The following is a 22,932-nucleotide window of genomic DNA, read 5'->3' on the forward strand; positions in this document are numbered from 1 at the left end:
CTCACGTTCGGTTCAGGAGGGGGCCGCTCGTGCGGGACGAGCGGCGCCTGACCGATCGTGGACGCCGCCGGCCGCGCGGTACGGCAGCGCGGCCGTGCGCGGGACCCCGGATTGGTCCGGGCGGCTCAACGGGAGGGCGCCGGCGGGGGCGGCGGGGTCCGCGAGCAGGGCCGGGACGAGGGTGTGCAGGGCGTCCACCGCGTGGCCGACCGCCCGGCGCACCGGGTCGCTGAGTCCGGGCATGACGTCCTCCTCGCCGGTGGGCCGGACCGCGGGTTCGCAGGCGAGCACGAGGACGCGGGGAAGCGGCCCGTCGTCCAGGCGGGCGGCCAGGGCCAGCACCCTGGCCGGGTCCATGCCGTGGGCCTCGGGCGGGGCGGCGGCCGGGCCGGCCGGGCCGGGCAGGTCGGCTTCGACGAGGGAGAGGGTGCCGGGCCGGTGCCCGCGCGGGGCGGCGTCGACGAGGACGGCGGTGGCGTAGCCGTCCAGGAGTTCGTAGGCGAGGTCCAGGCCGCGGATGCCGAAGTCGCGTGCCCGGACGCCGGCGGGCAGCGGCCGGGCGGCCAGGGCCTTCAGCACCTCGGGGCCGAAGGCGTCGTCGGCGAGGAAGATGTTGCCGACGCCCGCGACCAGCAGCCGGGCCGGGGGCGGCGCCGTCACCGGGGGCTCCCGGTGAGCGGGTCGGCGGCCGGGGCCAGGGGGCGGGCGGTGCCGGAGGGCACCTTGCGGACGAACGCCGAGCGCAGCGCGTGGTAGGGGGCCCCGGGGTCGAAGAAGATGGCGTGCATGCGGGCGAGTTCGGCGCTGCGGTGGTCCGCGAGCGGCCGTGCCGCCTCGTCGCGTGCGCGCGTGGCCGCCTTGGCCTCGATCCGCCGGCCGAGCCCGGGGGCACGGGACATTTCGGCCGCGAGGCGGTCCACCTCGGCGGTGAACTCGGCGGCCGAAGCGGGGACCGGACGGTCCACCAGGCCCAGCCGGTGCGCGGTGGCGGCGCTGACCGGCAGGGCGTCGGTGGTGAGCCGCTCGGCGGCCCGCGCGCCGGCCCGGCGCGGCAGGCTGTACGTCCAGTACTCCGAGCCGTACAGGCCCATCCGCCGGTAGTGCGGGTTCAGGACGGTGCCGGTGCGGCACCACACCTCGTCGGCGGCGAGCGCGAGCATGACGCCGCCGGCGGCGGCGTTGCCGCCGAGCGCGGCGACCACCAGCCGGTCGGTGGTCCGCAGCACCGCCTCGACCAGGTCGTTCATGGCGTTGAGGTTGGTCCAGGACTCGACGGCCGGGTCGGGGGCGGCCTCGATGACGTTCAGGTGGATGCCGTTGGAGAAGAAGTCGCGGGCGCCGCCGAGGACCAGCACGGAGGTGGGGCGGGTGAGGGCGTGGCGGTAGGCGGCGAGCAGCCGGCGGCAGTGGTCGGTGCTCATGGCCCCGCCGGGGAAGGAGAAGGTCAGGAAGCCGGTGTCGCCGTGCTGCCGGTAGCGGATGTCGGTCCAGGTGCGGCGGCCGGCGGGCAGTTCGAGGGGGACGGGGTCCTCCTGCGGCGCGTCGGGGCCGAGCACGGAGGCGGCCGGGCGTTTGAAGGGCGCGGGGTCGCCGGAGTTCTTGCGGGGCCTGAGTTCCGGGATCCACACGGCGCCGTCCGAGGTGGCCCGGCACACCGCTCCGGCGCGGGTGGCGAGCAGGTCGCCGGGGCGTCCGCGCAGCCGGTCCTCGGGGTGACCGCCGTGCAGGAAGACCTCACGGCCGAGCATCTCGTCGAGCACGCCGGGCTGGGAGTCGGCGCCGCGGAGCTTGCGCAGCACGGTGGCGGTGCTGTCCGCGGCCCAGTCGATGCGCCGCCGGGTCTGACGCAGGGCGTCGCGCCACACCACGCGCACCTCCGGGTCGCTCTGCGGCCGCGGCTTGAAGGAGCCCTCCTCGAAGCGGCGTACGGCCAGCAGGACCGCGGCCACCGCCGCGTCGGAGGCCTCGTTGCGGTACAGGTCGCTCTTGCCCACCTGCTCCGTCCTGAACGGCACCGACGCCCAGATGTCGCCGGCGTCCATGCCGGCCTCGGCCCGCAGGACCGTGACGCCCCAGTGCTGGGCCTGCTCGGCGATGGCCCAGTCCAGGGAGGACGGGCCGCGGTCCCCCTCGGGTCCGGGGTGCACGATGAGGCAGGTGTGCTCGCGCCACAGGTCTTCGGGCAGCGCCGTCTTCAGCATCGGCGCGATGATCAGGTCCGGGCGGGCGCGCGTCACCGCGGCGCGGACGGCGTCGGGGCCGTGCGAGGCGAGGACGGCGTCCACGCGGTGTCCGTGGTCGGTGAGTTCGGCGTAGACGCGTTGGGTCAGGCTGTTGAACGCGCTCGCCACGAGCAAAATGTCCATGACATGGCATGGTGTCCGTTTCGCCGTTCGCCGGGAAGGACCGGGACGGCGTTTCGTCCGCACCGGCCGGCCGCGTGCTCCATCCGGGCCGCGGGTGCGGGAGTGCGCCCAGAGCGCGGGCGCGGGAGTACGTGCTCCATCCGGACCGCGGGTGCGGGAGTACGTGCTCCAATCCAGACCGCGGGCGCGGGAGTACATGCTCCATCCGGGCCGCGGGCACGGGGCGGCGAAGGGGACATCGGCTCGTCCCGGCGTGGCGCTGCAATACTTTCTGCTTATCTGATGTAACAGTCTGCACATGATCTGGCAGCAGAGCATCGACAGGGCCCCCGTCCGATGTGACCGGGCCGCCGTTCGTCACCCTCGTCGCCTCACCCTGCGCGGAGCACTGCTGGTCGCGGCGACCACCGCCGCGCTGGCCGGCGGACCCGCGGCCACGGCGGCGCCGGCCGGCGCCTTCACCGCCGACTGGGACTCCATCGCCGCGTGCGAGTCCGGGGGCAACTGGCAGGCGAACACCGGCAACGGCTACTACGGCGGACTGCAGTTCGCCCAGTCCAGCTGGATCGCGGCCGGCGGACTGCAGTACGCGCCCCGGGCCGACCTGGCCACCCGCCGGGAACAGATCGCGGTGGCCAGGCGGCTCGCCGCCCTCCAGGGGATGCAGGCCTGGGCCTGCGCCTGACGCCGGACCGTCAGAAGGGGTAGTGCGCCTGCTGGGTGGCGAGGGTCATCCAGCGGGTGTTCGAGAAGGCCTCGATGCCCCACCGGCCGCCGAAACGCCCGTACCCGGAGGCCTTCACCCCGCCGAAGGGCGCCTGGGGTTCGTCGGCGACGGACTGGTCGTTGACGTGCACGATGCCGGTACGGACCCTGCGGGCGACGTTGAGCCCGTGGGTGGCGTTCTCGGTGATGATGCCGCAGGTCAGTCCGTTCTCGGTGTCGTTGGCCAGGGCGACGGCGTCGGCGTCGTCCGCGAACGTCTCGACGACGCACACCGGTCCGAACACCTCCGTCCGGTACACCTCGGCGTCCTCGGGCACCCGCGTGAGCACGGTGGCCGGGTGCACCGCACCCTCCGGCTCACCGCCGCCGGCCAGGACCTTCGCCCCCCTGGCCACGGCGTCGCGCACCAGCCCGGCCACGCGCCGCGCGGCGTGCTCGCCGACCAGCGGGCCGATGACGGTCTCCGCACGTGCGGGGTCACCGGACGGCAGGGCGGCCACCTTCGCGGTGAACCTGGCGGTGAACTCCTCGGCCAGTGACTCGTGGACGAGGACGCGGTCACCGGACATGCAGATCTGGCCGGCGTTCATGAACACGCCGAAGCAGGCGGCGTTCACGGCGTGTTCGACGTCCGCGTCGTCCAGCACGATGATCGCGTTCTTGCCGCCGAGTTCCAGGACGGCGGGCTTCAGGTGCCGGGCCGCGTGTTCGCCGATCACGCGGCCGACGCCGGTGGAACCGGTGAAGTTGACCGCGCGCACTCTCGGGTCGGCGATCAGCGTCTCGGCGACCTCGGCGGCGTCCTCGCGGGCGTTGGTGACGACGTTGAGCACACCGGCGGGCAGTCCCGCCTCGCGCAGCACGTCCGCGACGAGCAGTCCGCAGGCCAGGGGCGCGTCCTCGCTGGGCTTCACCACCACGGTGTTGCCCGCCGCCAGCGGTGCGGCCACCGCCCGCACGCCCAGGATGACCGGGGCGTTCCAGGGCGCGAACGCGGCGACGACGCCGAGCGGTTCACGCACCGCCAGGCTCAGCACGCCTTCCTCCTGGGCGCTGAGCACCTCACCGCGCGGCGCCGTGATCGCGGCTGCGGCCTCGCGCAGGATGCCGGCCGCGAGCATCACGTTGAAGTGCGCCCAGGGCCGGGTGGCGCCCACCTCGTGCGCCATCAGGTCGGCCACCTGGCCGGCGCGGGCGTCCAGGAGGTCGGCGGCCCGGAGGAAGACCGCCCGGCGGGCGAAGGGCGCGAGGGCCGCCCACTGCGCGAAGGCCGCGTCGGCGGCGTCCACCGCCCGGGTCACGTCCTTCGGTCCGGCGGCGGCCACGGTCGCGTAGACCTCCCCCGTGTACGGACTGACGTCCGTCTCGGTCCGCCCGGAGGCGGCGGGGACGTCCTCACCGCCGATGAACAGCTCGCGGGCTATGGGCATGATCGCGACCCTTCGTGCGGACCGGCTGGACGGGCTGGACGGAACGCCGCCGTTGTTCGTCCAGTGAAATTTCCTTCGCATCGTCGGCGGGAATGCTGCTCCGCTTCCACGGCTACGTCAAGGGTCGCCCGCCAGGACGTTCCGCACAGCCGGAGCGCGGCTCGGTCGGGGGTGGGTCGGCGAGGGCGGGGTGGATCGGTGGAGGCGGATCGGTGGAGGTGAGCCGTCGGGGCCGGACCGGCCGGGCGGTCGGCCGTTGCGGACGGGGCGGCCCGGTCGGCGGGCTGGGCAGGCCGGCGGGGCGACGGCGGGGTGGTCAGCACAGCACGGCGAGGGCGCCCGGCAGGACGCGGGCCGTGACGGGCAGCGCCGCGTCGACCTCGCCGTCGGCGCCGTAGGGGATGTCGCGGTCGGCCTCGACCCGGACCTCCCTGCCGCGCAGGATCCGCACCTCGGGCCGGCGGGCGTGGCCGCCCGACTTCAGCTCGTTCATGAGCGTGAAGAAGAGCCGGCGCGGGGCGGCGCGGATCAGCACCACGTCGAGCAGGCCGTCGTCGACGCGGGCGGCGGGGGCGATCATCCGGCCGGAGCCGTAATAGGCCGAGTTGGCGGCCACGACCGTGTAGCCGCGGTGGACGTGCTCCTCGCCGTCGACGGTGACGTGGTAGGTCGCGGTGCGCCAGGTGGCGACGGCCCGCAGCCCGCCGGCGTAGTACGAGGCGGCACCGCGCAGCAGCCGGGCCCGGTTGGCGTGCCGGTTGGCGAGTGCGTCGACACCCGCGTACACGCTGCCGAGGACGACGGTGCGGGGGTGGACCGCCGACTCCACCTCGATGGTGTCGACGCGGCGCGGGGCGTGGTGGAGCAGCACGCGCGCCAGTGCGGCGGGGTCGGCGGGCAGGCCGAGGGCCCGGGCGAAGTCGTTGCCGCGGCCGGCCGGCACCAGGCCGAAGAGGGTCTCGGTGCCGCTGAGGGCGCCGCCGACGCCGCCCGCGATGCCGTCGCCGCCGACCGCGAGCACGGCCCGGCCGCGCTCACCGGCCCGCCGGGCCAGTTCCCGGGCGTGGTCGAGGCTGCGGCTGTACTCGGTCTCCAGCCCAGCGCCCGCCTCCCTCAGTTCCCTGCCCACCTGCAGCAGCGCGGCGGCGCCGGAGGCTCCGCCCGCGGTCGGGTTGACGATGGCGGTGAACTGACGCATCGGTGGGCCTCCGGGCGGAGTGAGGGCGCGGACGGGGTGTAGGGCGAGGCGGAGCGGGGCGAGAGGGCGGCGGGGGGGCGATGGGGCGGGGCGGGAATCACGGGGCCGGGAGCGGGGGCCGGGTGTCCGGCGGGCGGGGACGGGGACGGTGGGAGGTGGGCCGCCGGTTGCCGGACCGGCGGCCCGTCCGGACCGGCTGCCCGTCCGGCGGGGGGACGAGGACGAGTGCGCGGGCCTCGGGCGGCGGGCGGCACAGTGCTGTACGCCGTGCGCCGCGCACTGCCTGCCGTCCGCCGTCCGCCGGAGGCGACCCGGCGGGCGGGCCGTGCCGGGTGTCAGCCGTCGGCCGGATCGTGGGGCAGCAGCACGCCGGGGTTGAGCAGACCGGCCGGGTCCAGGCACCGCTTGACCGCCCGCAGTGCCTCGACGCCGAGCGGTCCGGCCTCCCGGACGTACGCGTCGCGGTGGTCGGTCCCCACGCCGTGGTGGTGACTGATGGTGCCGCCCGCGGCGAGGACCGCCTCGCTCGCGGCGTGCTTGGCGGGCGCCCAGTGCGCCACGGGATCCTCGCCCTGCGCGCTGACCACGGTGAAGTACAGGGAGGCGCCGTTCTCGTAGACGTGCGAGATGTGGCACATGACGAGCGGCGGAGTGCCCGCGTCGGTGAGGGTGACGGTGAGCGCGTCGCGTACGGCGGCGTACAGGCCGGGCACGCGCGACCAGAAGGCCGCGGTCTCCAGGGTCTCGGCGAACGCGCCCACGTCCAGGAGCGCGTCCCGCAGGTAGGGGGCCGAGTAGCGGCCGTGGGCCCAGCGTTCGCCGGGTTCCTCGCCGAGGGGGGTTCCGCCGCACGCCCGCAGGACGGCCGCGGCCCGTTCCCTGCGGTGGGCGACGTCCTCGGCGGTGCCCTCGTAGCCGGTGATCGCCTGGCAGCCGGCGGACCCGTCGGCGAGCGAGGCGCCGATGGCGTCGGGCTGGGCGAGTCCGATCAGGGTCTCCGTCTCGTCGGACAGGCGCAGCACGGTCGGCAGCGGCCCGTCCTGCGCGAGCCGGCGCACCGCGTCCGTGCCCTCCTCGAACGAGGCGAACCGCCAGCCCTCGTAGACGCGGGTCTGCGGCAGCGGGCGCAGCCGCACGGTCACCGCCGTGATGACGCCGAACGCCCCCTCGGAACCCAGGACGAGCTGGCGCAGGTCGGGACCGGCGGCCGAGCGCGGGGCCCGGCCCGCCTCCAGGGTGCCTTCGGGGGTGGCGAGGGTGAGGCCGAGCACCATCTCGTCGAAGCGGCCGTAGCCCGCGGACGCCTGGCCGCTGGAACGGGCGGCGGCGAACCCGCCGATGGTGGCCCACTCGTAGGACTGCGGGAAGTGACCGAGGGTGAAGCCCTGTTCGGCGAGGAGCGCTTCGGCGTGCGGGGCGCGCAGGCCGGGCTGGAGGGTGGCGGTCCGCGAGACCGGGTCGAGGGCGAGCAGCCGGTCCATACGGCGCAGGTCCAGCGCGACGAAGGGGCGCCGGCCGGGCGCCCGGTGCTCGGGAGCGAGGCCGCCGACGACGGACGTGCCGCCGCCGAACGGCACGAGGGCCACGTCATGGGCGGCGCAGGCACGCAGCACGGCGAGCACCTCGTCGTGGTCGGCGGGGAGCACCACGGCCGCGGGCACGTCGGTGAGGTCGCCGCTCCGGATGCGGAGCAGGTCGGGGGTCGACTTGCCGCGGGTGTGGCGGATCCGTGCGTCGGCGTCGGTCCTGACGTGCTTCTCGCCGCCGACCGCCTCTTCGAGAGACCGGCGGGCGGCGGCGGTCAGCGGGGACTCCGGGACGCGCAGTTCTTCCCGGCCGACCGGTGCTGCACCGGCGGGCCTGACGCCGAGCAGGTCGCGCAGCAGCCCGGTCACCGGGGCGGGCAGCGGTGCGGCCTCGGCCGGGTCGCCCCAGCCGCTCCACAGCATGTCCATGGGTCGTTCCTCACCGGTCGCGTCGAAGGGGCGTTACACTGTTACACATGACGCCTATTCGTCACAACGGCTCGGACCCCGGAAGCGGCGGAAGCGCCTCGAGCGGCGCGGAGGCCATGCGCGGCTCGGCGGGCGCACGCGCCGCGGACGGTGGGAAGGGCACGGGTACCGGTGCCGCGGGTTCCGACTCGCCGTCCGGTGATCCCGTGCTCGACGCCGTGCGCGACTGCGTCCTGGCCGTGGGGGTCCGCCGTACGACCCTGACGGACGTGGCCCGGCGGGCGGGCGTCTCCCGGATGACGCTCTACCGGCGCTGGCCGGACGTCCGTTCCCTGGTGGGCGATCTGATGACCCGGGAGTGGATCGGCGTGGCCACCGGTGCGATGCCCGAGCGGCGGCCCGGCACCGCCACCCGCGCCCTGATCGTGGACGGTCTGGTGGCGGGGGTGGCGGCTTTCCGCGCGCACCCCCTGTTCCGGAAGATCGTCGACGTGGATCCCGAGCTGCTGCTCCCCTACGTGCTCGACCGGCGCGGAGCCAGCCAGGACGCCCTGCTCGAACTGGTCACCGACGCCCTGCGCGAGGGCCACGCCGACGGCTCGGTGCGCCCCGGCCATCCCGCGCGGCAGGCGCGCTCGCTGCTGCTGGTCGTCCAGTCCTTCACGCTGTCGCTGCGCACGATGGCCGACGAGGACGACCCCGAGCTGTCCGCCCAGGCCTTCCTCGGGGAACTGCGGACCCTTCTGGAGAGGACCCTGACGCCATGAGCCCCGCCCCCTCCCGTCCCGGCCCGGCGGACTGCGCCGGGCCGTCCGGCACCCCGGCCGGCTCGTCGCTGAGCGCCGCGCGGCGGGCGCGCGAACTGGCGCTGACCGTCGGCGGTCCGGCCGTGGACGTGCTGGTGGTCGGGCTGGGCGCCACCGGCGCCGGCGTGGCGCTGGACGCCGCGGCCCGCGGGCTGTCCGTGGCCGCGGTCGACGCCCACGACCTGGCCTTCGGCACCTCCCGCTGGAGTTCCAAGCTCGTCCACGGGGGCCTGCGCTACCTGGCCTCCGCCCAGCTCGACGTCGCCCACGAGAGCGCGGTGGAACGCGGGGTGCTGATGGAACGCACCGCACCCCATCTGGTCGGCGCGCAACCGTTCCTCCTGCCGCTGACCCCCTTGGTCTCCCGGGGCCAGGCGGCCCTCGCCTGGGCGGGCTTCCGGGCGGGCGACGGGCTGCGCCTGGCCGCGCGCACCGCCCGCACCACCCTGCCCGCGCCGCGCCGGACGTCCGCCGTGGAGACCCGCCACCTCGCCCCGGCGCTCCGCGGGGCCGGGCTGCGCGGCGGCCTGCTGTCCTGGGACGGCCGGCTCAGCGACGACGCCCGCCTGGTCACCGCCGTCGCGCGGACGGCCGCCGCACACGGAGCGCGGATCCTGACGCGGGTACGGGCCCTGGAACTGACCTCGTCCGGTGCCCGGGTACGCGACGAACTCACCGGGGAGGAAGGGGAGATCCGCGCCCGCTCGGTGATCAACGCCACCGGTGTGTGGGCGGGCGGTCTGGTCGGCGGCGTGCGGATCCGGCCCTCCCGCGGCACCCACCTCGTGCTGCGCGCCGCCCGTCTCGGCCCGCTGCCCGCCGGGCTGCACATCCCCGTGCCGGGTGAGACCAACCGTTTCGTCCTGGTGCTGCCCCAGGGGGACGGCCGGGTCTACGTCGGACTCACCGACGAACCCGTCGACGGTGAGATCCCCGACGTTCCCGAGGTCCCCGAGGCGGACATCGGCTTCCTGCTGGACGTCCTGGGGTCCGCCCTGGAGACGCCGGTCCGCCGCGAGGACGTGGTGGGGGCCTTCGCGGGCCTGCGACCGCTCCTCGGCGCCGGGTCCGACGGTCCGTCCGGTGCGGCTTCCCGCACCGCCGACATCTCGCGCAGGCACGCGGTGCTCACCTCACCGGAGGGGGTGGTCACCGTGGTCGGCGGCAAGCTCACCACCTACCGCCGGATGGCCGAGGACGCCGTGGACGCAGCCGTGCGCACCCGCCGCCTGGCCGCGGGGCCCTCCCCGACGGCCGCGCTGCCCCTGGTCGGTGCAGCCTCGCCCCGGGCCCTGGCCGCGCTGCCGGCGCCCCGCCGTCTGGTCCGCCGCTACGGCACCGAGGCCCCGGCGGTGCACGCGCTCGGCGCCGCCGATCCGGAGCTGCGCGAACCCGTGCTGGAGGGGCACCCCGTCACCCGCGCCGAGCTGGTGTGGGCCGTGCGGCACGAAGGGGCGCTCGACGAGAGCGATCTGCTCGACCGGCGTACGCGGATCGGCCTGGTCCCGGCCGACCGGGCAGCGGCGCTGCCCGCCGCCAGGAACGCGGTGGGCCAGGCGCTGGAATCCCGGTGAGGCGACGGCGCCGGCATCCCCGGTGAGGCGACGGTCCGGTACCGGGACCGGGCCTGTACCGGGGGCGGGGCTGTCACCGGGGCGGGGCTGTCACGGGGAGGGCGAGCGGCGGTGCTCGCCCTCGCTCGTGTCCCGGCGGACGAGCACCCGGTCTCCGCGCGGCGGCGCCTGCGCCCCGCGGCAGCCGCGCGGCACAGGGTCAGGCCGCCAGGGTCTCGTCCGGTTCCAGGCGCTCAAGGAGCTGGGCGCGGTGCAGGGCGGCCACGGGGGCGAGCAGGTCGGGGTGGCGCAGCAGGGCCGCCGCCGAACTGTCCCGCTCGTCCGGGGTGAGCAGGCGCCGGAACTCGACCGGAGTGTGTGCCGCACGGCCGTCGCCGGTGAGCGCGTCCTCGGCGAGCGCGGCGACGGCGCGGCCGGCCAGGGCGGGATCGGTGAGAAGGCAGGCCGCCCAGCTCGCCACGACCTCGTCCACCCAGGTGCGCCAGGCGTACGTGTCGGGGTCCCCGGCCCCGGCGCCGTCCGCGCCGGCGACCCAGTCCAGGCGGGCGGAACCGCCGGGGCCGGCCATGCCGACCAGCGCCGCGTCCATGGGCGTCGGGTAGCGCAGCCAGGCCGCGAGCGCCACTGCCTGGCGCGCCTGCACCTCGCACAGGGCGGAGGCCAGGGCGCCGCCGGATGCCGGGTACGCGGCGGTCAGCCACTGGGCGGTCGCCGCGATGAGGGGGGAGAGATCTTCGAGCACTGCCGGGCCGTTCGCACTGGTTCACGGACACAGGGACTACCTGGAACCGTAGTGCGCGGCCCGCGCCCCGCCTATGGCGCGGACCTCCTCCGGGGCGTGGCCTTGGCCACAGCGCGAGCGCTGCGGCGGGCCGTCCCGGAGGAGGTCCGGAGCCGACGGGACGGGGGCGGGTCAGGCCTCCGCGGGGAACCGCTCCCAGACGCGGTGCGCGCCCAGGAGGCGGGTGATCTGCTCCAGTGTGGCGGTCCCGCTGTCCCCGAGGACCACGCCGGGCGCGTCGGTCGGGACGCCCGCCGCCTCCAGCGCGGCTTCGGCTCCCTTCCAGGCGCCGATCGCCTTGCCGTGCCGGAACGCCTCGGACAGCAGCAGGCTGACGCGCGGATCGTGGCTCGCCTGGCGCGGGGAGGCGAGGCCGGACTTCGCGTCCCGGGCGCCGTAGGCGTCGGCGCCCACGCCCGGCGTCCCCGACACCAGCACGGCGTCGAACTCCACGGACCGGGCGGTGGCGTAGGTGCGCTGCACGGACAGCGGGTCGGCGCCGTCCCCGAGCGTGCCGCCGGCGGGCGCGACGACGAGGGGCACCATGCCGCCGGCGAGCACGGCCTCCCGCACGGCCCGTACGCCGTCCAGGTCGCCGTCCGGACCGGCGACGATCCCGATCACCCTGCCGTCCGTGGGCCAGGTGTGGCCGACCTGGGACAGCGCGGGGCTGGGCTGCACGTCGGCCAGCGGCACGGTCGCCTCCGGCGCGGGCAGGCCGAGCCCGGCGGCGACCTCGGCGCACAGTTCGGGGTCGATGTTGGCCAGCACCTGCAGGCCTCGCTCCTTGACGGCCTGCTCGTAGCACTTGCCCAGTTCGAAGGTGTAGGCGCCGATGATGTGCTCGCGCTCGACGGGGGTCATGCTGAGCCAGAACCGGCGGGGCTGGCTGAAGTGGTCCGCGAACGTCTCGGGAGCCTCCCGGACCTTCTTCGCCTCCGGGATGCGCACGGGTGCCTCGATGAACGCTCCCGTGTCCGCCCCCGCGGTGAACGGGCAGCCGCCGTCGAGGGAGTTCGGCCGGTAGGGGGCCACGCCCCGGTGCACGGCCGTCTGGTGGAAGCCGTCGCGCAGCATGTCGTTGACGGGGGCGTGCGGGCGGTTGATCGGGATCTGCGCGAAGTTGGGGCCGCCGAGCCGGGTGATCTGGGTGTCCAGGTAGGAGAAGAGCCGCCCGGACAGCAGGGGGTCGTCGGTGATGTCGATGCCGGGCACGAGGTGGCCGGGGTGAAAGGCGACCTGCTCGGTCTCGGCGAAGAAGTTCGACGGGTTGCGGTTGAGGACGAGCCGTCCGACGGGCTGCACGGGGGCGAGTTCCTCGGGGACGATGTTCGTCGGGTCCAGCAGGTCGATGCCCTCGAAGGTCTGCTCGGGGTTGTCGGGGAAGGTCTGGATGCCCAGCTCCCACTCGGGGTAGGCGCCCGCCTCGATGGCGTCGGCCAGATCCCGCCGGTGGAAGTCGGGGTCGACGCCGCTCACGATCTGCGCCTCCTCCCACACCAGCGAGTGGACGCCCAGTTTCGGCTTCCAGTGCCACTTCACCAGCGTGGTCCGGCCCTCGGCGTCGACCAGGCGGAAGGTGTGGATACCGAAGCCCTCCATCATGCGGAACGAGCGCGGGATGCCCCGGTCCGACATGTTCCACAGGACGTGGTGGGTGGCCTCGGTGTGCAGGGTGACGAAGTCCCAGTGCGTGTCGTGGGCGCTCTGCGCCTGCGGGATCTCCCGGTCGGGGTGCGGCTTGGCGGCGTGCACGATGTCGGGGAACTTGATGGCGTCCTGGATGAAGAACACCGGGATGTTGTTCCCGACCAGGTCGAAGACGCCCTCGCTGGTGTAGAACTTGGTCGCGAACCCGCGGGTGTCCCGCACGGTGTCGGCGGATCCGCGGGATCCGAGCACCGTGGAGAACCGTACGAAGACCGGGGTCTCGACGTCCTTGGCGAGGAAGGCGGCCTTCGTCACCGAGGACGCGGTGCCGTAGCTGGTGAAGACGCCGTGCGCCGCGGCGCCACGGGCGTGGACCACGCGCTCCGGGATGCGCTCGTGGTCGAAGTGCATCACCTTCTCGCGCAGATGATGGTCCTGCAGCAGTACGGGACCGCGCGGCCCCGCCTTGAGCGAGTGGTCGGTGTCGTACAGCCGCGCCCCCTGCGCGGTGGTCAGGTAGCTCCCGCTCTGCGCCATACGGGCCCGGTCCGCGCCGGTCGGCTGCCCGGTGGGCGAGACGGTGTCCGGGCCGCTCTGGTCGGGCTTGGGCGGCAGCGGGTCGCGCGGCTGTGTCGGCTCGGCGACGGAGGGGGACTCGGAACCCGGCTTCCCCGGGATGCCCTCCTCCGGCCCCGCACCGTCACCCTGGAGCGCGTCGGCCACCTTGTGGGCCGCCTGCTTGATGGGGTTGGCCTCGCTCATGCGTACCGTTCCTCCACTCCTGGCCGCCACCACGTGCGTGTGCGGCGGCCGTCACTGTCCGATCGCCGGTCGCCCCGACGGGGCCCCTCGCCTGCGGCTGCCACCGGTCCTGCCGTTCGGTCCGAGAGATCGAAAAATACGGGCAAACAGCCCTTTACGGACATCGGCCCTGTCAATCTCTCACGGCCCGGAGGGCGGCGCACGGGGCCCGCCACGACGGGGTGAACCCCCGGGCGCCGTGCCGCCCCGCCCCCTTCCCTCCGCGGTCGCCGCCACCCCGGCCGGCTGTCACCCCCACGTACCCCGGTCGCGCCGGTCAAGCCCTGTGGAAAACGCGCCGGCCGCGGTGACCGGCCCCCCGGGGAGGGGAGGGAGCGGACCGCACGGCTGCCGGACCCGAGCCGCGTCGTGTCGGTGCGGGCACGGCGGGTACCCGTCCGGGCGCCGGAGAACAGCGGAAACCGTCCGGTGCGCCGGCGACGGCCCGGCCGAGGCGGTCCGGCGGCCGAGGCGGTCCGGCGGTTCAAGGACGAGGACGGAGGGAGCGGGCATGGCAGGGGACGGAGGGGGCACGGCGCCCGCACGGCGGGGCGGACCGGCGGGTCTTCGCCTGGCGGCGGGCGCAGCCGAGCGGCCGGCGCCGCACGCCGCGCAGGACCTGACGCCCCAGGCTCCGCAGGGCCCCGCACCACAGGCCGAAGGGGGCCTCACGGCGCGGGAGCACCCTCCCCAGGAGCCGCAGCAGCTGCCCCGGGACCGCAACCAGGCGATCCTCGAGGCGACCAAACAGGTCGGGGCCCTGCTCAAGCGGAAAGGGCACGCTTTCGCCCTGGCGGGCAGCGTGGCGGTGTACGCGCACGGCGGCAGCGAGAACCTGCAGCACGACGCCGACTTCTGCGTCCTGCCCGACGACGCCCGGGCGGTGGCGGCCACCCTGCGGGAGAGCGGCCTCACGGTCTACGAGCCGCCGGAGGACTGGCTCATCAAGGCCAAGTGCTTCGACCAGGACATCGACGTCATCTTCGTCCTCGCTCACCAGCCCGTCTCCCGGGAGATGCTCGGCCGCGCCGAGGAACTGTCGGTCGACTCCGTGCGCATGCCCGTCCTGGCCCCGACCGACCTGCTGTGGAGCCTGGTCGCCGCGTTCTCCGAGCACCACTGCGACTTCGGCGCCGTGCTCCCCATCGCCCGCGCCCTGCGCGAGAAGGTCGACTGGGACCGGGTCCGGCGTGCCTGCGGGGACGACCCCATGCCGGCCTCCTTCTTCTTCCTCCTCGAACGCCTGAACGTCATCGCCCCGCCGAAGGAGCCGTCATGAACCACCACCCCGGAGAGCGGGCATCCGGCCCTCCTGCCCCCGGAGACAACCTGGAGTACCGCGTCGCCCATCTCAGGGAGCGGATCGCCGGCGGCCCGCTGGGCGAGCTGGGGGTGCGGCTCGAAGTGCGCGGCGAGGCGGTGCTGCTCACCGGCACGGTCCCCTCGGCGCACTGCCGGGACGAGATCTGCGGCCTCGTCGGCGCCGAACTCGCCGGCCACCGCGTCCACTGCGACGTCGTCGTCACCGACGCCTCCTCCCCCGACCACGCGGAGGACCTCGCATGATCCGGATCGCAGCGGTCGGGGACATCCACATGGCCCCCGAGACCCAGGGCACCCTGCGGCCCGCCTTCGAGACCCTGCCCGAGTGCGCCGACCTCCTGCTGCTGGCGGGCGACCTCACCCGGCACGGCACGCCGGAGGAGGCACGGGTGGTGGCGCGGGAGATCGAGGGCCTGGGGGTGCCGGTCGTGGCGGTCCTCGGCAACCACGACCATCACGACGAACGGCCCGAGGAGGTCGCCGCCGTCCTGGAGGACGCGGGCGCGCAGGTACTGGAGGGGCGCGGGGTCGTCATCCGGTGCGGCGGGGCGCGGGTCGGCGTCGCGGGGACCAAGGGCTTCGGCGGCGGCTTCCTCGGCCGCAGCGCGGGCGAGTTCGGCGAACCGCTGATGAAGGAGTTCGTGCGGTGCAGCCGCCGCTGTGCCGAGGGCCTGCGCGCCTCCCTGGAGCACCTGGCCGAGCAGGGCTGCGACGCGCGCATCGCGCTGACGCACTACTCCCCCGTACCGGAGACGCTCGCCGGTGAGCCCCTGGAGATCTACCCGTTCCTGGGCAGCTACCTGCTGGCCGAGGCCGTCGACACGGCGGGCGCCGACCTCGCCGTGCACGGGCACGCGCACGCCGGCACGGAGAACGGGATGACGAGCGGCGGCGTGCGCGTGCGCAACGTCGCCCAGCCGGTCATCGGGCGCGCGTTCCACGTGTACCACCTGCACGACGGCGACGACGGAGGGCCAGGAGAAGAATCGGGGCGGTGACGGTGCGTTCGGCAGCCGGGCGGCGGCCGTGAGTCCGAGGGCTGCCGCGTGCGGGCCCCCGCGCGGGCGGGGCGGGGCGCGCGCCTCCCGTTCCGTACCCTGGGGTCCGTGCACATCTGTTTCGTCTGCAGCGGGAACATCTGCCGGTCGCCGTCCGCCGCCCTGGTGTTCGCCGAGCATCTGCGCCGGGCGGGGCTCGCCGGCCGGGTGCGGGTCACCAGTGCGGGCATCGGCCCCTGGCACGCCGGGAAGCCCATCGACGAGCGGGCCGGTGACGTACTGGTCCGGCACGGCTATCCCGTGGAGCACGTGGCCGCGCAGGTCGGTGCCGAGCACCTGGACGCCGACCTGTTCCTGGCCATGGACCGGGGTCACGAGAAGGCGCTGCGCCGTCTGGTCGAGGACCCGTCCCTGGTCCGCATGCTGCGCTCGTTCGACCCGGACGCGGACGCGAGCGCGCATCTCGACGTCCCCGACCCGTACTACGGCGGCCCGGAGGGTTTCGAAGAGGTGCTGGCCATGATCGAGGCCACGATGCCGGGCCTGCTCGCCTGGGTACGGGACCGCCTGACGCCATGACCGCCCGGCCGGCCGGCGTCGCCGCCGCGACGAACGGTGTCGCCCGCCGGATCGGCCCGCCCCGCGGCCCACGCCGGGAAGGGTGACCGGCGGCCCTCGCGCCGGTTCCGCCGACGTGGCGAATCTCGCTCTGTACCGACGGCCCGTTTGCGCTCGCCACGTGTGAGCAGGCGGTCTCCTGGATGTCTGTGCGTCGGCAGAGAGGAGCCCTCATGGCGGGCAACGGAGACGGCCTTCGGGAGAACGACGCCGATCGGGGTGCCCTCAGACGTCACCGCGCGCTGTTCCGCGCGGCCGAGCGCCGCAGGAACCCCCCGTTGCGGCGGACCGACATCACCGTCACCGACGAGCGTGCCGTACGGCGCGCGGTGAAGGCCGCCTCGCTGGGCAACGCCATGGAGTGGTTCGACTTCGGCATCTACAGCTACCTGGCCGTCACCATCGGGCACGTCTTCTTCCCGTCCGGGAACGGCACGGTCGAGCTGCTGGCGTCGTTCGCGACGTTCGCCGTGTCCTTCCTGGTGCGTCCGCTCGGCGGCATGGTGTTCGGACCGATGGGCGACAAGATCGGCCGCAAGACCGTCCTGGCGATGACCATGATCATGATGGCGATCGGGACGTTCGCGATCGGGCTGATCCCGTCGTACTCGGCCATCGGTTTCTGGGCCCCGGCCCTGCTGATCTTCTTCCGGCTGGTGCAGGGCTTCTCCACGGGCGGTGAGTACGGCGGTGCCTCCACGTTCATCGCCGAGTACGCGCCCGACCGGCGCCGGGGCTTCTTCGGGAGCTTCCTGGAACTGGGCACGCTCGCCGGGTACGTCGGCGCGGCGGGCCTGGTGACACTGCTGACCACGGTCCTCGGCAGCGGCGGGATGGAGTCCTGGGGGTGGCGCGTGCCGTTCCTGGTGGCCGGGCCCATCGGACTGATCGGTCTGTACCTGCGGCTGCGGCTGGACGAGACGCCCGCCTTCCAGAAGCTGGAGGACGCCTCGGTGCACCGGGCGTCCGAGGCGGCGTCCGCGGTGGAGACGACCGCCAAGGGGGACATCGCGAAGATCTTCCGCCAGTACTGGCCGTCCCTGGTGCTGTGCGTCTGCCTGGTCGGCGCCTACAACATCACCGACTACATGCTCCTGTCGTACATGCCCACCTATCTCTCCGACGAGCTGGGCTACACCGAGACGAACGGCCTGCTGATCCTGATCGGCACCATGGTGGTCCTGATGCTGCTGATCAACCAGGTCGGCAGGCTGTCCGACCGGATCGGCCGCAAGCCCGTCCTGATGACCGGCATGCTGGGCTTCCTGCTGCTGTCGGTGCCCGCCTTCCTGCTGGTCGGCCAGGGCGGCGCGGTCGCGGTGAGCGCGGGGATGCTGATGCTGGGGCTGTCCCTGGTGTGCATGCTCGGGACGATGTCCGCGGCGCTGCCCGCCCTGTTCCCGACCGAGGTGCGCTACGGCTCCCTGTCCATCGGGTACAACCTGGCCACCTCGCTCTTCGGCGGAACGACCCCGCTGGTGATCACCGCGCTGATCTCGGCCACCGGCAGCGAACTCATGCCCGCCTACTACGCCATGGCCGCCGCGCTGGTCGGCGTGGTCTCCGTGGCGTGCATGAAGGAGACCGCGCGCAGGCCGCTGGCGGGCTCCCCGCCCGCCGTGGCGACCGCTGAGGAAGCGGCGCGGATGGTGGAGAGCCAGGCGCCCGCGCCGAAGTTCTGAGCCACCGCGCGACCGCCGCGGGCGGCGGCGGACCGGGACCCGCGCGCCGGCCCTCGCACCGTCGTGCGCCGACCGTCCCGGACCAGTCGGCGCGCGGGTCCGGGACGGTCCCCGGCTCACAGTTGCGGCCGGTGACCCCGCTCCTGGTGCGGGATGGTCTGCTCGGCGCCGGGCAGCACCGGCTTCGGCGGCGTCGCCCCCTCCTCGCGTCACGGTCGGACCGGAAGCGGCCCGGCCGCCGGCCCCTTCCTGCCCACCTCGGTGGGCGTGTCAGGGGCGGCGGGTGAAGAAGTGGCCGACACCTGGGAGGAGGTTGGCCGGCCCGTGCCCCGGCGCCCCGTCCGCTCACGGCCCGGCGTCCCGACCGCCGGGACACCGCCCGGGTTGCCCCGCAAATGTTCCGGTTTGGTCACCAAGTAGCACTGTAGTCACAGTAGTTGCTTTCGCGGCTCTCGTCCGTGTTAGGAAATACGGCGTCACTGACCGGCGGGCCGCCTCGGCGGGCTTCGCGGGTCATGTCGTACCGGCCCGCGAGGGCCGCAGGGGGAAGAGGTAACACCGCAATGAACCGCACACGCACGGCCGTCGCGGCCCTGGTGGCCACCGGCGTCCTCACCACCGCCCAGGTGGGACTGGCCGGTGCCGCCTCGGCGGCGACCGTCACACAGAAGAGTGCGGGCTGCCCGCTCGACATCGTCTACCCGACCCGGTTCTACGTGGACCACCAAGGCTGGGTAACGGGCGGTGGCCTGTACTTCGGCATCAGGAGCAAGACCAGCCGGAGCTACAAGAACGTCACCTTCACCGTCACCGACGTCAGGAACCTCCGGTTCGGCTCGGCGACGGCCACGGGCGGCCGGATCAGCCACAGGACGTCGAAGACCGTGTCCGTCTCCACCCGGACCTTCAAGGGAAGGGCGAGCCTCGGCTTCAAGGTCCGCACCCACCTGCTCAACACCCGCAACTACAAGCTGAAGTTCACCCTGCACGGTTCCGGCTGGCGGTGCGCCGTCAACCAGGGCACCTGGGGGTCCTGACCCCGGCCACGGCCTGCCGCTCCTGAACCGTCCACCCGGTGCCCCGGCCCCCGGCCGGGGCACCGGCATGCCATGATCGCCTTACCCGGGTGCCACGACGGTCGGGGAGGTACGCTGCGAGGACCGCAGTCCGCGGGCGACGACACCCCCGGAGCGGCACACGTGGCCGGGAGAAGGGTGGTGTGCGGGATGGACTGGCGCGACTTCGCCGAGAAGATGGCCGATCTCGCCCGGCGTCTGCTGGCCCAGCCGTCCCCGGCGGCGACGCTCGAGGAGATCGCGGCCGCGGCGGTGGAACTCATCGACGGGTGCGAGGCCGCGGGGATCCTGGCCGTGCGCAAGGGACGCGCCGTGAGTCTGGCCGCGACCGCCGGCATGGTCGAAGAGTCCGACCGCCTCCAGGGCGAGCTGGGCGAGGGCCCCTGTTTCGACGCCGCCCGCCGGGTGAACGGCGACCGGGTGTTCCGCATCACCGACCTGACCCGGCCGCAGCCCGAGTGGCCGCTGTACGCCCCGGCGGCCCGGGACCTCGGCATCGGCAGCATGATGGGCTTCCTGCTGTTCACCGACGAGCAGGACTTCGGCGCGCTGGACTGCTACTCCAGCCGTCCTGGTGCCTTCAGCCAGGACAGCGAGACGGCCGGCTGGCTGCTCGCCTCGCACGCCGCCGTCGCCCTGGCCGGTGCCAGCGCCGTCGACCAGCTGGAACACGCGCTGGAGACCCGGCACGCGATCGGCGAGGCGATGGGCATGCTGCGCGAGCGGCACCGGCTCAGCGAGGAGGACGCCTTCGCGGTGCTGCGCCGCATCTCCCAGCACCACAACGTCAAGCTCCGCGACGTCGCCCAGAACATCCGCGGGCAGGGCCCCCACAAGACCTGACGGCGGTACGGCCGCGCCACCCGGACGGCCGTACCGGGGTCCACGGCCTCCCCGGCGGGCGCCGCCCTCGCACCGGACGCCGGCGCGCCCGCCACCGGGCCGGCACCGCGTCCGCCACCGACGCTCCCCGTGCGCCGTCCCGTACCCGCGCCCTGAGCGGTGGCCGCTCGGCGGGTGTACGGCCGCGGGAAAGGGGCCCTGCCGCCGGCGGTGAACCGGCCCGGCGCACAGGCGTGACGGGCCTCGCCACGAGGGGCCCGGCAGTGTAGACATGGCACATGGTCCGACTCCCGGGTCGAGCCGGTACCCGGTCGACCCGCCGTTCCGGCGGTCAGCGTCTTCAGCCGGCGCCCGGTTCCGCTCGTCGAGCGCGTGAGCACGCCGAGCGGAACCGGGCCGCGGGCGGCTGGTTCGCGCGGCGGTGGGCGGCCCTGCGCGGCCGCACCGTCGCCGGACAGGTGTTCGTGCTCCAGGTCGTCGTGGTGCTGCTGCTGGTCCTGGCCGCGGTCGTCGCCCTGGTGCTGCAGGTGCAGCACGACAGCACCCAGGAGGCCCGCAACCGGTCGCTGGCGGTCGCCGAGACGTTCGCCAACGCGCCGGGGACCGCGGCGGCACTCACCGGGCCCGATCCGACCGCCGTGCTGCAACCCCGCGCCGAGGCGTCCCGCGCGGCGGCGCACGTCGACTTCATCGTCGTGATGAACACCGACGGGATCCGCTACACCCACCCCGTGCCGGGCCGGATCGGCAAGAAGTTCGTGGGCACCATCGCGCCCGCGGTGCACGGCACTCCCGTGGTGGAGGAGATCAACGGGACCATCGGGCGCCTGGTGCAGGCGGTGGTGCCGGTCAAGGCGCCGGACGGCACGGTGGTGGGGCTGGTGGCGGCCGGTATCACCACGCGCAACGCGGGGGGCCTCGCGGACCGGCAGCTGCCCGTCGTGCTGGGCGCGGCCGCCGTCGGCCTCGCCCTGGCCACCGCGGGGACCGCCCTGGTCAGCAGGCGGCTGCTGCGTCAGACGCACGGCCTGGGGCCGGGCGAGATGACCCGCATGTACGAGCACCACGACGCGGTGCTCCACTCGGTCCGGGAGGGCGTGATCATCGTCGGTGACGACGGCCGGCTGCTCCTCGCCAACGACGAGGCGCACCGCCTGCTCGGCCTGCCCGAGGACGCGGAGGGCCGCCGGGTGCTCGACCTGGGGCTGGATCCGGGCACGGCGGCGCTGCTCGCCTCCGGGCGGATCGCCACCGACGAGGTGCACCTGGTCGGCGACCGGTTGCTGGCGATCAACCAGCGGGCCACCGACCTGGAGGGCGGCCCCTCGGGCAGCGTGGCCACCCTGCGCGACTCCACGGAGCTGCGCTCGCTGTCCGGACGCGCGGAGGAGGCCCGCGAGCGCCTCAGCCTGCTCTACGACGCCGGGGTGGGCGTCGGCACCACCCTGGACGTGACCCGGACCGCGGAGGAACTGGTGCGGGTGGCCGTGCCGCGCTTCGCGGACTTCGCCACGGTGGACCTGTACGACGCCGTGCTGCGCGGCGAGGAGCCGGAGCAGGGTGCCGCGCTGCGCCGTGCGGCGGCCGGCGGCATCCGCGACGACGCTCCGCTGCTCCCCGTGGGCTCGCAGATCCGCTTGGCGGCGTCCTCCCCGCAGGCGCGCAGCCTCAGCACCCGCAGGCCGGTCCTCGAACCGCGGGTCGAGGGCGTCCCCGGCGGGCCCGCGCAGGAGACGGAAGGTACCGGGCAGGTGGCCCGGTACGGCATCCACTCGCTGATCACCGTCCCGGTGCGGGCGGGCAACGTGATCCTCGGTGTCGTCGACTTCTGGCGCTCGCAGAAGGACGAACCGTTCGACGCCGAGGAGCTGGCCCTGGCCGAGGAGCTGGTGGCGCGGGCCGCGGTCTCCATCGACAACGCCCGGCGCTACACGCGCGAGCACGGCATGGCGGTCACCCTCCAGCGCAGTCTGCTGCCGCGCAGCCTGCCCGAGCAGGGCGCCCTGGAGATCGCCTACCGCTACCTGCCCGCGCAGGCGGGGGTGGGCGGGGACTGGTTCGACGTGCTGCCGCTGTCGGGGGCGCGGGTGGCGCTGGTCGTCGGGGACGTGGTCGGTCACGGACTGCACGCGGCGGCCACGATGGGCCGGCTGCGCACCGCCGTCCACAACTTCTCCGCCCTGGACCTGCCGCCGGACGAACTGCTGGGTCTGCTGGACGAGATGGTCGACCGGATCGACCAGGACGAGAGGACTGGGGCCGCCGACGGTGCCGGCGCGCCCGTGATCGGCGCGACCTGCCTCTACGCGGTCTACGATCCCGTCTCCCGGCGCTGCGCGATCGCCCGCGCCGGCCATCCGCCGCCGGCCGTGATCGCCCCCGACGGCGAGGTGACGTTCGCCGACGTGCCCGCCGGCCCCCCGCTCGGACTGGGCGGTCTGCCGTTCGAGACGGCCGAGCTGGAACTCGCCGAGGGCAGCCGCCTGGTGCTGTACACCGACGGGCTCGTCGAGGACCGGACGCTCGACATCGACGTGGGCCTGGAGGAACTGCGCGGCGCGCTCTCCTCGGCAGGCCCCTCGCCCGAGGAGACGTGCCGCGCCATGCTGGACTCGCGGCTGCCGTTGCGGCCGGGGGACGACATCGCGCTGCTCGTCGCGCGGACGCGGGCGCTGGGCGCCGACCGGACCGCCGAGTGGGAGGTGCCCGCGGACCCGGCGGCCGTCGGGGACGTGCGGGCCTCGGTGAGCCGCTGCCTCGCACGGTGGGGGCTGGAGGAGGCGGCGTTCACCACGGAGCTGATCCTCAGTGAGCTGGTGACCAACGCCATCCGGTACGGCAGCCCGCCCATACGGGTGCGGATGCTGCGCGACACCGCCCTGATCTGCGAGGTCTTCGACAGCAGCAGCACCTCGCCGCACCTGCGGTACGCGGCCTCCACCGACGAGGGCGGCCGGGGACTGTTCCTGGTCGCGCAGCTCGCGGACCGCTGGGGCACCCGCTACACACCCACCGGGAAGGTCATCTGGGCGGAGCAGTCCCTGTCCTGAACCCGGCATCCGCCCGTCTCCTCCTCCCTGCTGCTCCCCCAGTGCATCCCTCGTT

The 22,932-nt window shown here is 74.7% G+C and carries 18 protein-coding genes; 11 read left to right on the top strand and 7 right to left on the bottom strand.

The features are described from left to right. Positions 1-12: 12 nt before the first annotated feature. On the bottom strand, positions 13-660 hold the full coding sequence (locus AC6I72_RS01985) for a hydrogenase maturation protease (protein ID WP_497998953.1): 648 nt from the start codon (positions 658-660) through the stop codon (positions 13-15). Continuing rightward, positions 657-2,366 carry an enoyl-CoA hydratase-related protein gene (locus AC6I72_RS01990; RefSeq protein WP_497998955.1) on the bottom strand — a complete coding sequence of 570 codons (1,710 nt, stop codon included), beginning with the start codon at positions 2,364-2,366 and terminating at the stop codon, positions 657-659. The genes AC6I72_RS01985 and AC6I72_RS01990 overlap by 4 nt, the downstream gene beginning before the upstream one ends. A 298-nt stretch (positions 2,367-2,664) precedes the next feature. Between AC6I72_RS01990 and AC6I72_RS01995 the strand changes: the two genes are divergently transcribed. Next, positions 2,665-3,051, top strand: a complete 387-nt coding sequence (locus AC6I72_RS01995; RefSeq protein WP_497998956.1) for a transglycosylase family protein — start codon at positions 2,665-2,667, stop codon at positions 3,049-3,051. 10 nt (positions 3,052-3,061) lie between these two features. Here the strand turns inward: AC6I72_RS01995 and AC6I72_RS02000 are convergent, their stop codons facing one another. The 3 genes from AC6I72_RS02000 to AC6I72_RS02010 all read right to left on the bottom strand — a co-directional run bounded on the left by AC6I72_RS02000 (position 3,062) and on the right by AC6I72_RS02010 (position 7,675). Then, on the bottom strand, positions 3,062-4,522 hold the full coding sequence (locus AC6I72_RS02000; protein ID WP_497998957.1) for an aldehyde dehydrogenase family protein: 1,461 nt from the start codon (positions 4,520-4,522) through the stop codon (positions 3,062-3,064). A gap of 316 nt (positions 4,523-4,838) precedes the next feature. Continuing rightward, on the bottom strand, positions 4,839-5,720 hold the full coding sequence (locus tag AC6I72_RS02005) for a YegS/Rv2252/BmrU family lipid kinase (RefSeq protein ID WP_497998958.1): 882 nt from the start codon (positions 5,718-5,720) through the stop codon (positions 4,839-4,841). Positions 5,721-6,055: 335 nt separating this feature from the next. Then, complete coding sequence (locus AC6I72_RS02010; protein WP_497998960.1) at positions 6,056-7,675, bottom strand: FAD-binding oxidoreductase; 1,620 nt, start codon at positions 7,673-7,675, stop codon at positions 6,056-6,058. A 206-nt stretch (positions 7,676-7,881) separates the two neighbouring features. Between AC6I72_RS02010 and AC6I72_RS02015 the strand changes: the two genes are divergently transcribed. Both AC6I72_RS02015 and AC6I72_RS02020 read left to right on the top strand, forming a co-directional pair. Beyond that, positions 7,882-8,442: a TetR/AcrR family transcriptional regulator gene (locus AC6I72_RS02015; RefSeq protein ID WP_498004563.1), complete on the top strand. Its 561-nt coding sequence runs from the start codon at positions 7,882-7,884 to the stop codon at positions 8,440-8,442. Beyond that, entirely contained in the window at positions 8,439-10,055 is a 1,617-nt protein-coding gene (locus AC6I72_RS02020) for a glycerol-3-phosphate dehydrogenase/oxidase (protein ID WP_497998962.1), read from the top strand. The genes AC6I72_RS02015 and AC6I72_RS02020 overlap by 4 nt, the downstream gene beginning before the upstream one ends. A gap of 199 nt (positions 10,056-10,254) precedes the next feature. On the opposite strand, the gene AC6I72_RS02025 is transcribed toward AC6I72_RS02020, so the two are convergent. Beyond that, positions 10,255-10,797 (bottom strand): hypothetical protein, encoded by a 543-nt coding sequence (locus AC6I72_RS02025; RefSeq protein ID WP_497998963.1) that lies wholly within the window; start codon positions 10,795-10,797, stop codon positions 10,255-10,257. 171 nt (positions 10,798-10,968) lie between these two features. Beyond that, positions 10,969-13,248 carry a catalase gene (locus AC6I72_RS02030; RefSeq protein ID WP_497998964.1) on the bottom strand — a complete coding sequence of 760 codons (2,280 nt, stop codon included), beginning with the start codon at positions 13,246-13,248 and terminating at the stop codon, positions 10,969-10,971. 550 nt (positions 13,249-13,798) lie between these two features. Between AC6I72_RS02030 and AC6I72_RS02035 the strand changes: the two genes are divergently transcribed. The 8 genes from AC6I72_RS02035 (at position 13,799) to AC6I72_RS02070 (ending at position 22,877) form a co-directional block, all read left to right on the top strand. Next, complete coding sequence (locus tag AC6I72_RS02035; protein ID WP_497998965.1) at positions 13,799-14,566, top strand: nucleotidyltransferase family protein; 768 nt, start codon at positions 13,799-13,801, stop codon at positions 14,564-14,566. Beyond that, a complete protein-coding gene (locus tag AC6I72_RS02040; protein WP_497998966.1) occupies positions 14,563-14,853 on the top strand; it encodes a hypothetical protein in 291 nt (96 codons plus the stop codon). The genes AC6I72_RS02035 and AC6I72_RS02040 overlap by 4 nt, the downstream gene beginning before the upstream one ends. Further along, complete coding sequence (locus AC6I72_RS02045) at positions 14,850-15,608, top strand: metallophosphoesterase family protein (protein WP_497998967.1); 759 nt, start codon at positions 14,850-14,852, stop codon at positions 15,606-15,608. Before AC6I72_RS02040 ends, AC6I72_RS02045 begins: the two co-directional genes overlap by 4 nt. A 108-nt stretch (positions 15,609-15,716) precedes the next feature. Beyond that, positions 15,717-16,187, top strand: a complete 471-nt coding sequence (locus AC6I72_RS02050) for a low molecular weight protein-tyrosine-phosphatase (RefSeq protein WP_497998968.1) — start codon at positions 15,717-15,719, stop codon at positions 16,185-16,187. 212 nt (positions 16,188-16,399) lie between these two features. Continuing rightward, a complete protein-coding gene (proP, locus tag AC6I72_RS02055) occupies positions 16,400-17,908 on the top strand; it encodes a glycine betaine/L-proline transporter ProP (RefSeq protein WP_497998970.1) in 1,509 nt (502 codons plus the stop codon). A 563-nt stretch (positions 17,909-18,471) separates the two neighbouring features. After that, entirely contained in the window at positions 18,472-18,945 is a 474-nt protein-coding gene (locus tag AC6I72_RS02060) for a hypothetical protein (RefSeq protein ID WP_497998971.1), read from the top strand. A 189-nt stretch (positions 18,946-19,134) separates the two neighbouring features. Beyond that, positions 19,135-19,827: a GAF and ANTAR domain-containing protein gene (locus tag AC6I72_RS02065; RefSeq protein WP_497998972.1), complete on the top strand. Its 693-nt coding sequence runs from the start codon at positions 19,135-19,137 to the stop codon at positions 19,825-19,827. A gap of 278 nt (positions 19,828-20,105) precedes the next feature. After that, complete coding sequence (locus tag AC6I72_RS02070; protein WP_497998974.1) at positions 20,106-22,877, top strand: SpoIIE family protein phosphatase; 2,772 nt, start codon at positions 20,106-20,108, stop codon at positions 22,875-22,877. Positions 22,878-22,932: the final 55 nt, after the last annotated feature.

This window comes from Streptomyces sp. Xyl84 (assembly GCF_059731885.1).

What these genes read in the sequence shown, in the direction of transcription:
- AC6I72_RS01990 (WP_497998955.1), bottom strand. Translation starts at nt 2,366, where the DNA reads ATGGACATTTTGCTCGTGGCGAGCGCGTTCAACAGCCTGACCCAACGC.
- AC6I72_RS01995 (WP_497998956.1), top strand. Translation starts at nt 2,665, where the DNA reads ATGATCTGGCAGCAGAGCATCGACAGGGCCCCCGTCCGATGTGACCGG.
- AC6I72_RS02000 (WP_497998957.1), bottom strand. Translation starts at nt 4,522, where the DNA reads ATGCCCATAGCCCGCGAGCTGTTCATCGGCGGTGAGGACGTCCCCGCC.
- AC6I72_RS02005 (WP_497998958.1), bottom strand. Translation starts at nt 5,720, where the DNA reads ATGCGTCAGTTCACCGCCATCGTCAACCCGACCGCGGGCGGAGCCTCC.
- AC6I72_RS02010 (WP_497998960.1), bottom strand. Translation starts at nt 7,675, where the DNA reads ATGGACATGCTGTGGAGCGGCTGGGGCGACCCGGCCGAGGCCGCACCG.
- AC6I72_RS02020 (WP_497998962.1), top strand. Translation starts at nt 8,439, where the DNA reads ATGAGCCCCGCCCCCTCCCGTCCCGGCCCGGCGGACTGCGCCGGGCCG.
- AC6I72_RS02030 (WP_497998964.1), bottom strand. Translation starts at nt 13,248, where the DNA reads ATGAGCGAGGCCAACCCCATCAAGCAGGCGGCCCACAAGGTGGCCGAC.
- AC6I72_RS02035 (WP_497998965.1), top strand. Translation starts at nt 13,799, where the DNA reads ATGGCAGGGGACGGAGGGGGCACGGCGCCCGCACGGCGGGGCGGACCG.
- AC6I72_RS02040 (WP_497998966.1), top strand. Translation starts at nt 14,563, where the DNA reads ATGAACCACCACCCCGGAGAGCGGGCATCCGGCCCTCCTGCCCCCGGA.
- AC6I72_RS02045 (WP_497998967.1), top strand. Translation starts at nt 14,850, where the DNA reads ATGATCCGGATCGCAGCGGTCGGGGACATCCACATGGCCCCCGAGACC.
- proP (WP_497998970.1), top strand. Translation starts at nt 16,400, where the DNA reads ATGGCGGGCAACGGAGACGGCCTTCGGGAGAACGACGCCGATCGGGGT.
- AC6I72_RS02060 (WP_497998971.1), top strand. Translation starts at nt 18,472, where the DNA reads ATGAACCGCACACGCACGGCCGTCGCGGCCCTGGTGGCCACCGGCGTC.
- AC6I72_RS02065 (WP_497998972.1), top strand. Translation starts at nt 19,135, where the DNA reads ATGGACTGGCGCGACTTCGCCGAGAAGATGGCCGATCTCGCCCGGCGT.
- AC6I72_RS02070 (WP_497998974.1), top strand. Translation starts at nt 20,106, where the DNA reads ATGGTCCGACTCCCGGGTCGAGCCGGTACCCGGTCGACCCGCCGTTCC.